The following is a 15,253-nucleotide window of genomic DNA, read 5'->3' on the forward strand; positions in this document are numbered from 1 at the left end:
TATTTTCTATTTAAATATCAAAAGAATAATCATCAGTTTGCATCATCGCCTGATTTAACTGATATTGTTCAAAAAGCGCAGACGCTTGGGCTAAATCTTCACACATGGTAATTTTCCCATGCAGCAATACGCCAAAGGCATGGCAGTGTTCTTTAATAAGCCGGGGGTTGCGTGTTAGCACAATCAACCCTTTCTGCTTTAGCTCATGAGCTAGCGCCTCCTGCATACGCGATTGTGAGGCATTGTCCCCGGTATACAGCTTGTCATCGGCAATATAAAGACGGCAGGGAAGCAGTAAATTAATGGCAAATGCCAGATGCGCTTTCATCGTGACAGAGTATTCACTCACCCTGTCGGTATAGCGCTGTTCAAGCTGGGTCAATTGATAGCAAAAATGTGAAAACTCATCTCCATCCAGACCATAAAGACTGGCCATCATGCGCGCATTCTCTTCGCCGGTTAATCCGGGCAGAACAAAAGCATTTGCCCCCAGCGGAAGTGCATCACCCCGCAGCCCCAGAAAATCCCCTTCATCAGGAGCATCTATGCCGCACAGCACTCGAGTTAGCGTCGTTTTGCCTGAACCAGGAGCCGCCAGAATACCGATATGCTCATGGTAATCCATGACAAAATCTGTTTTATCAAGGACCACTCGCGGGCCTTTATCAGACTCAAAATAGCGTGTACAACCTAATAAACCGAACACGAACGCGTCTCTCCTGAAGCTAAAGTCAGTGATTTTTAGTGTCATAAACCCGGTGAAAAATGATGCCCGCGAGGAATAACGTTGCGGAAAATGCCAGAGGATAAAAAGGTTCAAGGTAAAAAGAGTGGTACCCTTCAAACATTCCTTCTCTGACTATCTCATTGACATGAAGAAGAGGATTCCAACTGAATATACTTAATAATGAATATGGCAATTCATTCGCAGTATAAAATACAGCTGAAATCAAAAACATAGGTCTTAACACCACAGGAACCGCTTTATAGACCAGCGAAAACCGTTCAGACAGAGCATCACAAAAGTAACCAAACGATAGCCCCAGCAGCCAGGCGATAACCATCCCTTCAAAAATAAGGATCGGTTTATGGGCTTCCCAACGGGAGAAGATAAGAAAGTTAATCAATGAAACAATAATATAAATGATAACCGCATTAACAAATTCGACTGCGGCGAGAGCAAAAATCACATATCGTTTTTTAACCTGAGAGACAACCGCCAGTGATGTAAAGAATGAACGAGTGCGCATGGTTGCAGTAATGGTGTAGCGAAATAACAGATACGGTAATATACCTGAAATAACAAAGCTGATATCGTCAGTAAATATTGGAACTGCACGATTCAAATATTGGAAGGAAATAACGGTAATGGTTATCCATACCAATGGCACGGCCAATACCATCATATAATTTAGCACATTACCATTATATCGCGTCTTGATGTCGCGCGACATGAGTAAAATAATCAACTCACAGACGGAAATGAGTTTTACAAAATAATAAGTATTATTTTTCAAAATATTCATATAGCGACATTAGAAAGAATTAGAGCCACGGATCAAAAAGCTATCGAATGCGGCTTTTACCTTAGCGAAATCTGTCAAAGAGGCGTTAGAGATATAGATAATATCACCATCTTCCACTCGCATGGCCTGCGCTAAAAAAAATGAATCAGGTAGACCCATATTGACATGATAGATATTCAACTTACGCATCTGCTGCTTCGCTTGTTCTGCTTCATTATGCTTGTACAGAAACACTGATTGCGGATCGGCAAGATTGTCGTTTAATCCTTTAGCCAGCGCCAAGGCATCCACTACGCTGGAATGACGCTGAACCAGAGCATGTTTCCCCTGAACACCCGCCGCACCAAGAACATTCACATATTCGGTCACCTGGCGCAGAGTAATGCGATCATCCGGCTGTAAGACAATATCCAACGCTGGATACTGATAAATATCTGACAGGCGCGCATTAAAATAATGCTGCTGACGCGTCACGTGAACTTCCATCATATCTGCGCTGGTAGTTTCCATCGCCGCCGCCGTTGCCAAAAAATGACTTAGACGATTCATACTCCGTTCAAGAGGGTAACGCCCCGTTTTCCCACTGCCCTCGACGGTCACCATGGCCCCCGTGCGGGCAGTGAGCGTTACCAGTACCTGAGGGTTCAGGACAACGCGCGAAAGCCGCTTTCTGACCTCTTCAGCCAGTTGCGTCACATCCATGCCGGTAACAGGAATTGTCCCAGCATAAGGCACCTGAACAATATTACTGTCAGTCACAAGAATATTTTCAAAATCCGCCCGGTCGCCGCTCGCGTTATTGGACAAATACCCCGCGCCGCCCGAGGATAAAATAGTGATATGCAGCACATCACCTTTAGCCAAAGATGTCCAGTGCCAGTTATTTTCGGCAAAGACCGGATCGACAATAGTTTTCGTCGCATTATCGGCATCACTCAGTTTTAATTCTGGCGTGACTTCGACCAGACGATAATGAGGATCATCCTGATTAATCAAGCTGGACTTAAATCCCGCTCTGGGAATAGTGCATCCTGAGAGCAGGATAAATGTCATTAATACAATAATAATTTTTTTCATAACTTATTATATAAATAAAAAAATTGAAAAAATGCCGTCCAATAATTAACGTGGCTGTGAGGCAATGGTCTGTACAAACGTTTCCACCATATGCTCCACGGTAAAACGCTCTTGTAAAAATGACTGCGTCTGTTCGCAAATACCGGTTCTGCTACGCCATAAATTGACCAACTGTTCTGCATAGCTACAAGCCTGGTCAAGATTGACCGTCTGTGCATCATCAAGAATAAAACCTGAAATACCCGCAATAAAGCATTCAGCCGATCCGCCTGCAGGAGTCGAAATCACTGGTACCCCGACCATTTGTGCTTCAATAAGCACATTGGGCAATCCCTCATAACGAGAGAACAAAATGAATAGGTTCATTTTTTGCAACCAATACCCCACGTCACGCGAGACGCCGACAAATAATATCCTCTCCAGAATCCCCAATTGCTCGGCGCGTTGCTGAGCTTCAACGCGCAAATCCCCATCGCCAACAAGCACAAAACGCGTGGCGGGATGGTGATGTAAATAGCGTGCTGCAAAATCAATCCAGGCGAGAGGATTCTTATCGCCTACAAAGCGGAAAACACCGCCAATAGTCGTGTCCGCATCCTGCGTTTTTTGCGTAAACTGCTGCCAGATTTTTTGTGGCACCTCAGAAGAAGGTTCGGTGGATGGCGGTAAGACGCCGTTATATACAACCTGGAAGTGCTGCGCATCCAACTGCAACCAGTCGGCATAATGCCGGGTCACACAATGGTTGTTACTCATAAAATCAACGCCAGGCACGACCGCCAGTGCCCGGTAGAGAGGCTCATATTCCGGCTTGAAAAGACGTTTTCTCACCACAGGCGGCAACCCGCGTAATCCTAGTTGAATTCTGGGTACGCCAGCAATCAGCGCTGCAAGCGCAATCATCAGACAAGCGCCATCCTGCCAGACGGAGAGATAGTCCGGCTTACGCTCGCATAAGTGGGGCACCAGATGCTTGATGCCATAGTTACACACTGGTGGGAGATGAGAGAGCAATAAGCGCAGTTCCGGAGATTCGATTGTCGCATCGTCAAAGAAGTTTCCGGTAATCTTTGCGATTTCCAGTACCTCAACCTGTTCCTCCAGCACTTCTTTTAGGAAAAAGTCTTGTCTGAGCTCCGGTGACAGGGAGCGAATAATAAGTTCCACCGGTTCTTCTACTTTTAGGCCGCCAATTTTCCCCTGTTGCTGGTATTTTCTGGCGATCTCGATAGCCAGCCTGGAAATCTGACGCTCTGCGCCACCGCTACCTAACGAGCCAGTACAGAGTGAAAGGCGACCGAAAGACCCGACAGGAAGCCGCCGCGTCTGACGATTTCGATATGACAAGATGGCATGCTTCATCGCAATAATACGGGTGTTGGTCCCCACAGGGATCGCTTCCCCTTCAAGGCGCTCGAGTAAATCGCAGATCTTATTTATTTTGCCTAAATAATTGTTATATTTTTTCTGAACGCCGCTGCTAACGTTTGTCAGAATCATCTGTGCATCTTTGGCTAGCCCAGCATTATATAAACGACGCGCATACTCATAACGAGCTTCGTCATTGTTTTGTGCAATCAGCGTTTCATAGAGCGCGTACGCACGTTCCGTTTCATTAAAATCATGAAGAAATTCTGCTTTTTTTAGCGTCGCTAATGAAGTTAAATCCTCGGCCGGTAATTCACTGTCAATTAACGCAATAGCTTGCGCAAGCTTCCTCTCTTTTTTCAATGCTGAAAGCGTGTTTCCTAGCGCCGCTAACTTTTCTTCCTGCGTTATCATTATGACTTCCCTGATGTATTCTTTTGCAATGCGGTTATGCAGGTCGTTACCTGCCTTGTCACCGAATCCGTTGGCCCGTTCACTTTCTCCAGTCGCTGCCAATACTGCAAAGCCTGCGAGTAGTCGCGCAAATGCATCGCATTTAATGCGGCATATTTCAAGGCGTAGGCATTTTCGCTATCAAAAACGAGTAATTTTTTCGCATAATCAAGATGTTCATAAGAAGCGATAGCGCTACCGCCATCCCTCAGAGAATCATTAAATAATCTGATAATTTGCTTATATTCACGCATCAGACGAGAAACATCAGGATCAATACGTTTCATGCTAATCAATAAAGACAATGCTTCATCCAGACGCCCTTCGCTTTTCTTCTGGCGGACACATTTAAGGGCTCTGGTAGCGACATTGCGACATTCTTTCTCGAACAAGTCGTTCATTGATGCATTCTGGAAGGATGGAGAAATGCTCATGACGTTAGCAATCAAATCTATGAGAAATGGGATATCGTTAATGTGACGTATGCTACGTAACATAATCGACTGCAGGCTGGTAATGTTCGAGTTACGAATCAAGGTCATGTGGGCCAGTGTGCACGCTTCTTTCCAGGCACCAAGATTCACCAACGTTCTTGCACAATATACGGTGCTAACAGGATCGAACTCCAGAAGCGGCCACACAATTTTTGCCCCTGCCAGGATATTTTCATAATCCTCGCGCTCATACATTTCTCTTAATTTATCGCGCCATGCCGCTTTAACTTCATTATTAAAGCGAGAAATACGTGCGTGGGGATAAACCATAAATGCAGAGTAGCTGTACACCAGCGAAGTACTCAGTGAGACAAAATCTTCAACCGAATGTAGCGACAGCGCAGTATTGTTCCATGCCTCAAAAACATCGTGGAGTTTATCTTTATACGAGGTGCTAAGCGCCTGTTGATAGTTCATATTCTTGATGCAGAAAGCCGTTCGGATTACGAGGCCGGTATCATGAATTGTCGACAACACCGTCAGCGCAAATTCTGACTCATGGCGGAGTAACTGCTCGAGCGTCTTCATGAAAATCAATTCATCCCTGAATTTGACTGCCAATGATAGCGCTGTCTCCATAAACGCATCATTTAAACACTGCGATTGAATGCCGGCCTGGAAAGCGTCGGAAAATGCGTTGCCACCATTGAAATATTGTGTGCTACTCAGGAAACTAACCCATCCGCTTTGGGTTACAGGATTCAATAACAGTACACGTTTCCAGTATTGATATGACTTGTCAAATAGCTGTAAAGCATCGGCTGAGCTGGCGGCAACGGTAAGTACTTCTTCATCTTCAATCTCATTAGAAAGCATCATCTCGGCCGTCGATAAAGCTTCCTGCCAACGCGCTAATCCATGTAGAGACCTCAGCCGGCAACGTAAGGTACTGTCAGTCGTACCGATAATTTTCTCAACATCACTAATATCCTGATAAGCCTGTTCATAATAACCTAAGCGACTAAAAATTACGGATCGAAGTTGAATCAGAACGGGCTCTTTCTGTTGATGTCTTAATGCGGCAAAAAGTTGCTGTGACGCGGCAATAATGTCGCCATCCGCAAGCTGCTTCGTGATCGATAAGGTAAGTTCACGTATTTGGTCTTGTTTCTCTTGCCGCCCCTCATCAAGATGATGATTAGTACTGTTGATCACATTCTTAAAAATGGTCGCAACGATAGCATCACCAAACATGTCGGTATAATGAGTAAGATCGTCGCCATTTTTTTCCAACGCACGTTTTTGCCCCCATTTTTCCATCAAATTTGTTGGATTAACGCAGGGAATACCCATCCTTGCGGCGATGGTGTCGACATTTTTAATCAACCGACTGCGGGACTGAATGACAGTTCCTGCACGAGTGACAGCATCAATATGGGTCATAAACATAACGCGATCGCGACCGAGAAGCTGAACGATTTCCTGCATATCCTGTTCGATAGCATGCTCATCCATCTGCTCGACATTGATACTGCTTAATAAGGCACGATCGCTTTCCGACATTCCTGCAAAACAGGGATCGTCTTTGAGATAGGCCAGTAGTTTGTGCTGATTTCCTTGCGACGCTAGCGACCAGTAGGCGCGTGCTCGCTCTGTTTGGCTAAAAAACTCATAGAAATGACGAGTTAAATAATTTATTTGTAAGCAGAATCCATAGGCCATAATCTTCTTCTGACTCGAAATTTCAACGATATAGAAATCAGAAGGACTATGAACATCGGTGTTTAAATAACTTACAGCAGGTCTAAAAATAAATGGTCGGACCTGATCCGGAATATCTATCAAGCCTAGAAAAAAACGAATTTGCTGTAATGCCTCACTGCTCGTATGCGTAAACCCGTAAATTTTCTTAAAGTTAGCCTGAAAATTAAAATAAGGCTGAGCTCGTTTTACTGGACTCACAATACGGCAACTACCAATTGCTGTAAGCGTAAACATCCCTGACGATTTCATTAAATTCATCCACGTAAAAAGAAAATGAGCAGTTATACTCAGGAATACAAGATAGTTTGCTTATCAATATACCATTTTAGAGTTTGTTTCAGTCCTTCTTTGATATCAAACTCTGGCTCATACGAAAGCAATTTTTTTATTCTGGTTATATCAGCCTGGCTATGCTTAACGTCACCGTCACGAAAATCCTTATAAATTGGCTCAGCACAATTTTGCTCATCCCGCCATAAATTTAATCCATCGCGAATAAGATAATAAAGCTCATTAAGTGACGTTCTATCTCCGACAGCCACATTATAGACTTTATTTTTTGAGGCTAAGTTATTAGTCGTTGCTGATAATAGATTGGCCTGAATTACATTCTCTATATAGCAAAAATCACGGCTCGTTGTACCATCGCCATTGATATAAATCGGTTCATCTTTAAGTAGTGATAGTATCCAACGTGGAATGACTGCGGAGTATGCGCCGTTAGGATTTTGGCGGCGGCCAAAGACATTAAAGTAGCGTAAGCCAATAGCGTTAAAATCATAACTACGTGCAAACACATCAGCATATAATTCATTGACGTATTTTGTTACCGCATACGGGCTTAATGGTCGGCCGATCCGTTCCTCTATTTTAGGTAAATCGGGATGGTCGCCATAAGTGCTGCTGCTTGCTGCATAGGTGAAACCAGATACATGTGCATCTCTCGCCGCCGTCAACATATTTAAAAAACCATCAATGTTAGCACTATTTGTCGTGATAGGATCCTGTAAAGAACGTGGTACGCTTCCCAGAGCAGCCTGATGTAAAACGTAATCGACGTTCTCACAAACAGCCCGGCAATCGGCAAACGATCGAATATCCCCATGAATAAAGGTAAACCGGGACCATTGTTCTTCACTGACAGCGGCGCGCACGTCCTCTAAGTTATGCTGATAGCCAGTTGAAAAATTATCCAACCCAATTACCGTTTGATTTAAAAAGAGCAGTTCTTCCAATAACCCTGAGCCGATGAAACCGGCTACGCCAGTAATAAGCCAACGTTTTGGTTCAAGAACAAGTTGTATTTTTAATTCATCATAAGCTGTCATGATTATAACCTCACATCTGACTGCTCAGGGGGAAGAATATACTTCAGATCATAAAGCACATGTTTATCTTTTCCAAACCCACGAATATCATGACTCCCCATCAGCTTAAACTGCTCATGTCCGACTGCGACAATAATGGCATCATAAGATGCAGTTTTGATTTCCGATACAGGTATAATCCCGTATTCTTCTTCCACTTCCTCGGCATCAACCCAAGGGTCATAAATATCAACATTACAACTGTAATTACCCAATTCTTTTACAACATCAATAATGCGGGTATTTCTGATGTCCGGGCAGTTTTCTTTAAAAGTAAACCCCAGAATCAGAACGTTAGAACCCTCAACGTTAATTCCTTTTTTGATCATGGCTTTAATCAACTGTCCCGAAACATAGTTGCCCATATTATCGTTGAGTCGACGGCCTGCGAGGATAATTTCTGGATAGTAACCGATGCCCTGAGATTTATGAGTCAGATAGTAAGGATCGACACCAATGCAGTGACCACCAACCAGTCCCGGACGGAATGGCAGGAAGTTCCATTTACTTCCCGCGGCTCGCAGCACGGCTTCAGTATCGATCTCTAATCGGTTAAAGATAATAGCCAATTCATTTACCAGCGCGATATTGAGATCACGCTGGGTATTTTCGATCACTTTTGCCGCTTCCGCGATCTTAATGCTTTCGGTTTTGTATGTTCCTGCCGTGATGATCTGTCGATAGATTGCATCAACCAAACAGGCCGTTTCCGCAGTTGAACCAGAGGTAATCTTCTTAATAGTTGTCAGTCGGTATTTTTTATCGCCGGGATTGATACGCTCTGGGCTATAGCCAACGAAGAAGTCTTTGTTAAATGTCATCGCTGATATGCGCTCCAGTATCGGCACGCATTCTTCTTCGGTACATCCTGGATATACCGTAGACTCATACACGACAATATCCCCCGGTTTCAGTACCTTGCCAACGGTTTCACTTGCCCTGATCAAAGGGGTGAGGTCTGGTTGCTTGTAATCGTTGATCGGCGTCGGGACAGTAATGATGTAAAAATTGCATTCTCTGATTTCATCAATTGATGAAGTAAATGTCAGATGACGAGCATCACGTAACTCTTCTTCTGTAGTTTCGAGATTGACATCGATCCCTTCTTTTAGCTCAAGTATACGTTTATGATTAACATCAAAACCAACCACCTGACGAATTTTCCCAAATTCAGCGGCTAACGGTAAACCAACATATCCGAGTCCGATAATGGCAATTTTCACATCATCTTTGCTGATCATTACTGATAAGTCCTTTATTTAGTATTTATTAATTTTAAACTAATCCCAGATATTTCTGGAATGCTACCGCCCCTGGCGAGCTTAGCCAGCATATCTATTGGTATTGTGATTGCGATAATTTTCAGTCTAATTAAGACTAGAATTGTATATTTTCTAATTATAATCATACGAAAGTCGTATGCAGAATCCGTACTAAAACAGTAATTAAATTCCGGATCTTAAAATGTAATTGTTACTGAGTTAATGCATGGTTGTTTAATCTGGCAATAGAAGATACCGAGGGTCCCGCACACCAAATTTCATGGCGACCTCTTTTCTCCAACGATACAATGTAGACGGTGAGTTCATAAATCTATCCTGTAGCTCCTCCATACCGCTTTCGGTCAAGAAATACTTCATCTTCATGATATCTTTTTTGCTGATCTTAAAGCTGCATTCCCTCCGCCCTGCCGTTATCTTGTCACCATTTCGATACAGGCTTATTTTTTTTATCATCTCCGGCACTGGCGTTGTGGTATCGAAAACAGCAATAACATTTTTGATATTATCCAGCCAAAAAAGAGCTAAAGGCATCAATCGTGAACTGGAAATGATGATTATGATTTTATTAATATCTTTATTCCGTGAAAAAAAGATCAACGTACTGCGCAAGCTGTATCGATTAAGGCTCACGAATAAATAATTTCTTTCGTTTGTAATCAGTGACATTTCATCAATAATACCAGCGACGCCAACCCCAAAGTAAATATCATTTGGTGGCCAGAAATGTTGATACTTCATGAAGCCTCCATAACCTCAAACAACTCTATTTCATCCATGGTAAAGGTAAAGGCGTACTTTCAAGCACACCTACCCTCTAAGCAAATACCTAACAACCGAGTAATTTATTTTATTAATATTGCTAAGTACATGAAATGAACTTTTACACAACAAGGATGTGATATCAACCCCTCACCATCCATAACTAAAACCTATCAATCATTCCATTTTGGATTTGAAATACTAATGAATGTTGGCAATTTATTGCTCTTATTGGTTGTATTATTAGCAATGACTGTGAAAACAAACTTTCATCTTTTATTCAAAATGAGAAAAGTCTCAAAACCCACAGAAACATTATCTTACAAATTCACGACATACACACCACGCTTAGAGGTGATATGCCTGAATTGTCACGCATGTCCCTACGCTTAAATTTTTATTGGTACTGGGTGAGATCTTAATCAGTATAACTATAGCCAATCTCACTATATTTTCCGTATTCTTCGACAGTATTGATGTAATATATACAAGGCTTACGATCCGCTCGACCTTGCAAGTATTAGAAATGGTAAGAAGTAGTAGGCTAACTCGTATTTTTTATGTATTTGAACAATCTCGTGGTCGGATGATTAGAATTAAATCAGTTACCTTAATAAACATGTAATTTATTAATTTTGGTAGATGTGCAGACGCTTTAAACATTCCTTTATTAGCTCATGTGGATTGTTAGTTTCACAGGGAGTATCTCTCAGAAGGAGTATCAAATCCCACCAGCTTTCTACCACAGTCGCTTTGGCCTACATAGTTATGACATGAGTCCGATTAACGATAAACGAAGTAACACATTGAAATTTAGAAGGATAATTGAATCAGGAGAGTCAGTGAGTAGAAGAACTGGAGCGGGCGAAGGGAATCGAACCCTCGTATAGAGCTTGGGAAGCTCTCGTTCTACCATTGAACTACGCCCGCATTGAAGTGCGTAAGGGATTATAAACCTTACGCTCTTCTTGGCAAGGGACTAACCGACTGACTGGCGATTAATTCACCGTCAGCATTTTGGTTTACTGCCCTGCGGCGGCAAATAACGCAGCGGATCGATAGCTGTCGCCCGGTAGCGGATCTGGAAATGCAGCCGCACCGTAGTCGCATCCGAGCTGCCCATCGTCGCGATCTTCTGCCCGGCTTTCACGTTTTGACCGTTGTTCACCAACATGGTGTCATTATGCGCATACGCAGTGATGTAATCCTCACTGTGCTTAATCATAATGAGATTACCGTAACCCCGCAGCTGATTGCCGACATAAACCACCTTCCCGGCTCCGGCCGCGTAAATCGGCGTACCGCGCGCAGCCGAGATATCAATGCCCTTATTGCCGCCGTCCGCGGTTGAATAAGGCAGGATCACTTTACCGCTGGCGGGCCACAGCCAACAGCGTTGCCCCACTGGCGGCCACGACGACTGCGGCACAGAAGAAGATGGTCTGACCGCCGCCGTTTTGGTTGCGGATTTTTTGGTTGCTTTGCCAGAGCCAGAACTGGATTTCGCGCCGCTGCTAACTTTTAGCTTTTGTCCTACTTCAATGGTATAGGGCGGTGAAATATTATTCAGGCGGGCGATCTCTTTCACGCTGGTCCCGGTGGCGCGCGAAATACGGTATAGCGTATCTCCCCGCTTCACGGTATACACGGAGCCGGAATAACTTCCTGTATCAGACGACTTGCTCCCGGAACACCCTGCTAACAGCAGACCGACACACAGCAGCATCGCGATACTCAGGCCATTTTTCTTCAGGCGTCCTGCACTCAAAACAATACCTCGCAACATTTTCAGACGCTTTATCATAGCAGCCAGAAACCGGAAGCCAAATCATATCGCGCAACGAGACGTCGACGCTGGCATTTCACACCCTCTGTTAATCATTATGACTTAATTAAGCATATAATATGGGTGCTTAAGATTGATGGTGGATGCTATGCGACAGGAACATGTCATATTATTGAATGAGCAGGACCAGCCTTGTGGAACACTGGAAAAGTATGCGGCGCATACCGCCACAACGCCTCTGCACGCTGCGTTTTCCTGCTGGATATTTAACGACCAGGGACAACTGCTGGTGACCCGCCGCTCACTGCATAAAAAAGCCTGGCCAGGCGTCTGGACCAACTCTGTCTGCGGTCACCCGCAGTTGGGTGAAAGTACCGAAGCCGCTATTGTCCGCCGGGCTCGCTTCGAACTGGGTGTAGACATTGACGCGCTCAGCCCCGTGTATGCTGATTTTCGTTATTGCGCTGCGGACCCGAGTGGAATAGTGGAAAACGAAGTATGCCCGGTTTATGCCGCACAGATCGTCAGTGAGCTACAGCTAAACCCAGATGAAGTGATGGATTGCCAGTGGGGCAATCTTGAGGATGTCTTAAGCGGAATTGACGCGACGCCATGGGCTTTTAGCCCATGGATGGTATTACAGGTTGCAAACGATAAGGCGCGAGAATTACTGCGCAAGTTTGCCAACAGGAATTGACTGCCTGATGGGGCGACGCTTACCTGGCCTACATAATAAATAGTAGGCCGGATAAGGCATCAGCCACCATCCGGCATTTCACATCTTACTTAACCGGGCGCATCGCCGGGAACAGGATCACATCGCGGATGGTATGGCTGTTGGTGAACAGCATAACCATACGGTCGATACCAATACCCAGACCCGCAGTCGGCGGCAAGCCGTGTTCCAGAGCGGTAACGTAGTCTTCGTCGTAGAACATCGCTTCGTCATCACCCGCATCTTTGGCGTTAACCTGATCCTGGAAACGCTGCGCCTGATCTTCCGCATCGTTCAGCTCGCTGAAACCGTTACCGATTTCACGTCCACCGATGAAGAATTCGAAGCGATCGGTGATTTCCGGGTTTTCATCATTACGACGCGCCAGCGGAGAAACTTCTGCCGGGTACTCGGTAATGAAGGTTGGTTGAATCAGGTGCGCTTCCGCAACTTCTTCAAAGATCTCGGTCACGATACGGCCCAGACCCCAGCTCTTCTCAACCTTGATGCCGATAGATTCAGCAATCGCTTTTGCAGAGTCGAAGTTATCCAGGGAGGCCATATTGGTTTCCGGACGGTATTTCTGAATCGCTTCGCGCATGGTCAGTTTTTCGAACGGCTTACCGAAGTCGAAGACTTCTTCACCGTAAGGCACTTCAGTCGTTCCCAGAACGTTCTGCGCCAGCGTACGGAACAGTGATTCGGTCAACTCGATCAGATCTTTGTAGTCCGCATAAGCCATGTAGAGTTCCATCATGGTGAACTCTGGGTTATGGCGAACAGAGATGCCTTCGTTACGGAAGTTACGGTTAATTTCGAAAACGCGTTCGAAGCCGCCAACCACCAGACGCTTGAGGTACAGTTCCGGCGCGATACGCAGATACATGTCCAGATCCAGCGCGTTATGATGAGTGATAAACGGACGCGCTGCCGCACCGCCTGGGATCACCTGCATCATCGGGGTTTCTACTTCCATAAAGCCGCGACCCACCATGAACTGACGGATACCCGCCATAATCTGTGAACGCACTTTAAAGGTGTTGCGGGATTCATCGTTAGAGATGAGATCCAGGTAGCGTTGACGATAGCGCGCTTCCTGATCCTGCAGACCGTGGAATTTATCCGGCAGCGGGCGCAGCGCTTTGGTTAGCAGACGCAGCTCGGTGCAATGAATAGACAGCTCACCAGTCTTGGTCTTGAACAACTTACCTTTCGCGCCGAGGATATCGCCCAGATCCCATTTTTTGAACTGCTCGTTGTAGACGCCTTCCGGCAGATCGTCGCGAGCAACGTACAGCTGAATGCGACCGCCAACATCCTGCAGCGTAACGAATGATGCTTTGCCCATAATACGGCGGGTCATCATACGGCCAGCAACGGATACTTCGATGTTCAGCGCTTCCAGCTCTTCATTTTCTTTCGCGTCAAAGTCAGCATGCAGTTGGTCTGAGGTATGATCGCGACGGAAATCGTTCGGGAATGGGATCCCCTGCTCGCGCAGGCTCGCCAGCTTCTCACGGCGCGTCTTCAGTTCATTGTTAAGGTCGGCTACCGCGTCAGCGCCCTGTACGTGTTGTTCAGACATGTTGGTTCCTCATAACCCTGCTTTCAAACTTGCTTCGATAAATTGATCCAGGCTGCCATCCAGCACCGCCTGCGTGTTGCGGGTTTCAACCCCGGTACGCAGATCTTTGATGCGGGAGTCATCAAGGACATAAGAACGAATCTGGCTACCCCAGCCGATATCTGACTTAGTGTCTTCCATCGCCTGTTTCTCGGCATTCTTCTTCTGCATTTCCAGTTCATAAAGCTTCGCTTTCATCTGCTTCATGGCCTGGTCTTTGTTCTTGTGCTGGGAACGGTCGTTCTGACACTGCGTCACGATCCCGGTCGGGATGTGGGTAATACGCACCGCAGATTCCGTACGGTTAACGTGCTGACCGCCCGCACCAGAGGCGCGATAAACGTCAATACGCAGGTCCGCCGGGTTGATATCGATATCAATATCATCGTCAACTTCCGGATAAACAAACGCAGAACTGAACGACGTATGGCGACGACCGCCGGAGTCGAACGGACTCTTACGAACCAGACGGTGTACGCCGGTTTCAGTCCGCAGCCAACCGTACGCATATTCGCCAGCAATTCTGATGGTCACGGATTTAATACCCGCCACTTCACCTTCAGATTCTTCAATAATTTCGGTCTTAAAGCCGCGCGCTTCAGCCCAACGCAGATACATACGCATCAGCATGCTTGCCCAGTCTTGCGCTTCCGTACCGCCGGAGCCAGCCTGAATATCGAGATAGCAATCTGCGCTGTCATATTCACCGGAGAACATACGACGGAATTCCAGCTGGGCCAGCTTATCTTCCAGGGTATCGAGTTCTGCTACGGCTTCGTTAAAGGTTTCTTCGTCGTCGGCTTCTACAGCCAGTTCCAGCAGGCCGGAGACATCTTCCAGGCCCTGGCTCATCTGATCGAGCGTATCAACGATGGCCTCAAGGGAGGAACGCTCTTTGCCCAGCGCCTGAGCGCGTTCGGGTTCGTTCCACACGTCGGGCTGCTCCAGCTCGGCGTTTACTTCTTCCAGACGCTCTTTCTTGGCATCATAGTCAAAGATACCCCCTAAGAACGTCAGAGCGCTCCGTGAGGTCCTGAATGCGGTTATTTACCGGATTAATTTCAAACATTGTCTGATTTCTTTTATTGGACTAGTCA

Annotated in this window: 12 protein-coding genes and 1 tRNA gene; 1 reads left to right on the plus strand and 12 read right to left on the minus strand. The window is 45.6% G+C overall.

Annotation, left to right across the window (positions count from 1 at the left end):
- Positions 1-10: 10 nt before the first annotated feature.
- From vexC to LA337_19035, 10 genes are all read right to left on the minus strand, one after another.
- Positions 11-706: a Vi polysaccharide ABC transporter ATP-binding protein VexC gene (vexC, locus tag LA337_18990; protein ID UBI18514.1), complete on the minus strand. Its 696-nt coding sequence runs from the start codon at positions 704-706 to the stop codon at positions 11-13.
- A gap of 25 nt (positions 707-731) precedes the next feature.
- A complete protein-coding gene (gene vexB / locus LA337_18995; GenBank protein UBI15230.1) occupies positions 732-1,526 on the minus strand; it encodes a Vi polysaccharide ABC transporter inner membrane protein VexB in 795 nt (264 codons plus the stop codon).
- Positions 1,527-1,535: 9 nt separating this feature from the next.
- Positions 1,536-2,603, minus strand: coding sequence for a Vi polysaccharide ABC transporter protein VexA (gene vexA / locus LA337_19000; protein ID UBI15231.1), 1,068 nt, complete (start codon positions 2,601-2,603; stop codon positions 1,536-1,538).
- A gap of 45 nt (positions 2,604-2,648) precedes the next feature.
- Positions 2,649-4,385, minus strand: coding sequence for a Vi polysaccharide biosynthesis glycosyltransferase TviE (tviE, locus tag LA337_19005; GenBank protein ID UBI15232.1), 1,737 nt, complete (start codon positions 4,383-4,385; stop codon positions 2,649-2,651).
- Positions 4,385-6,880, minus strand: coding sequence for a Vi polysaccharide biosynthesis protein TviD (gene tviD, locus LA337_19010; GenBank protein ID UBI15233.1), 2,496 nt, complete (start codon positions 6,878-6,880; stop codon positions 4,385-4,387). The genes tviE and tviD overlap by 1 nt, the downstream gene beginning before the upstream one ends.
- Positions 6,881-6,909: 29 nt before the next feature.
- On the minus strand, positions 6,910-7,950 hold the full coding sequence (gene tviC / locus LA337_19015) for a Vi polysaccharide biosynthesis UDP-N-acetylglucosaminuronic acid C-4 epimerase TviC (protein ID UBI15234.1): 1,041 nt from the start codon (positions 7,948-7,950) through the stop codon (positions 6,910-6,912).
- 2 nt (positions 7,951-7,952) lie between these two features.
- A complete protein-coding gene (gene tviB, locus LA337_19020; protein ID UBI15235.1) occupies positions 7,953-9,230 on the minus strand; it encodes a Vi polysaccharide biosynthesis UDP-N-acetylglucosamine C-6 dehydrogenase TviB in 1,278 nt (425 codons plus the stop codon).
- 255 nt (positions 9,231-9,485) lie between these two features.
- Positions 9,486-10,010 carry a Vi polysaccharide biosynthesis protein TviA gene (locus tag LA337_19025; GenBank protein UBI15236.1) on the minus strand — a complete coding sequence of 175 codons (525 nt, stop codon included), beginning with the start codon at positions 10,008-10,010 and terminating at the stop codon, positions 9,486-9,488.
- 877 nt (positions 10,011-10,887) lie between these two features.
- A tRNA-Gly gene (locus LA337_19030) sits at positions 10,888-10,961 on the minus strand.
- A 79-nt stretch (positions 10,962-11,040) separates the two neighbouring features.
- Positions 11,041-11,799, minus strand: coding sequence for a peptidoglycan DD-metalloendopeptidase family protein (locus tag LA337_19035; protein UBI15237.1), 759 nt, complete (start codon positions 11,797-11,799; stop codon positions 11,041-11,043).
- Between the two features lie 166 nt (positions 11,800-11,965).
- Between LA337_19035 and idi the strand changes: the two genes are divergently transcribed.
- Entirely contained in the window at positions 11,966-12,514 is a 549-nt protein-coding gene (gene idi, locus LA337_19040) for an isopentenyl-diphosphate Delta-isomerase (protein UBI15238.1), read from the plus strand.
- Between the two features lie 85 nt (positions 12,515-12,599).
- On the opposite strand, the gene lysS is transcribed toward idi, so the two are convergent.
- On the minus strand, positions 12,600-14,117 hold the full coding sequence (gene lysS, locus LA337_19045; GenBank protein UBI15239.1) for a lysine--tRNA ligase: 1,518 nt from the start codon (positions 14,115-14,117) through the stop codon (positions 12,600-12,602).
- A 9-nt stretch (positions 14,118-14,126) separates the two neighbouring features.
- Positions 14,127-15,225 (minus strand): peptide chain release factor 2 gene (gene prfB, locus LA337_19050; protein ID UBI15240.1). Its coding sequence is split into 2 segments (ribosomal slippage): positions 14,127-15,149 and positions 15,151-15,225, totalling 1,098 coding nucleotides; the frame shifts between segments, so codons are not numbered across the junction.
- Positions 15,226-15,253 lie beyond the last annotated feature (28 nt).

Origin of the sequence: Citrobacter europaeus (assembly GCA_020099315.1) — a bacterium.
Classification (GTDB): Bacteria; Pseudomonadota; Gammaproteobacteria; order Enterobacterales; family Enterobacteriaceae; genus Citrobacter; species Citrobacter europaeus.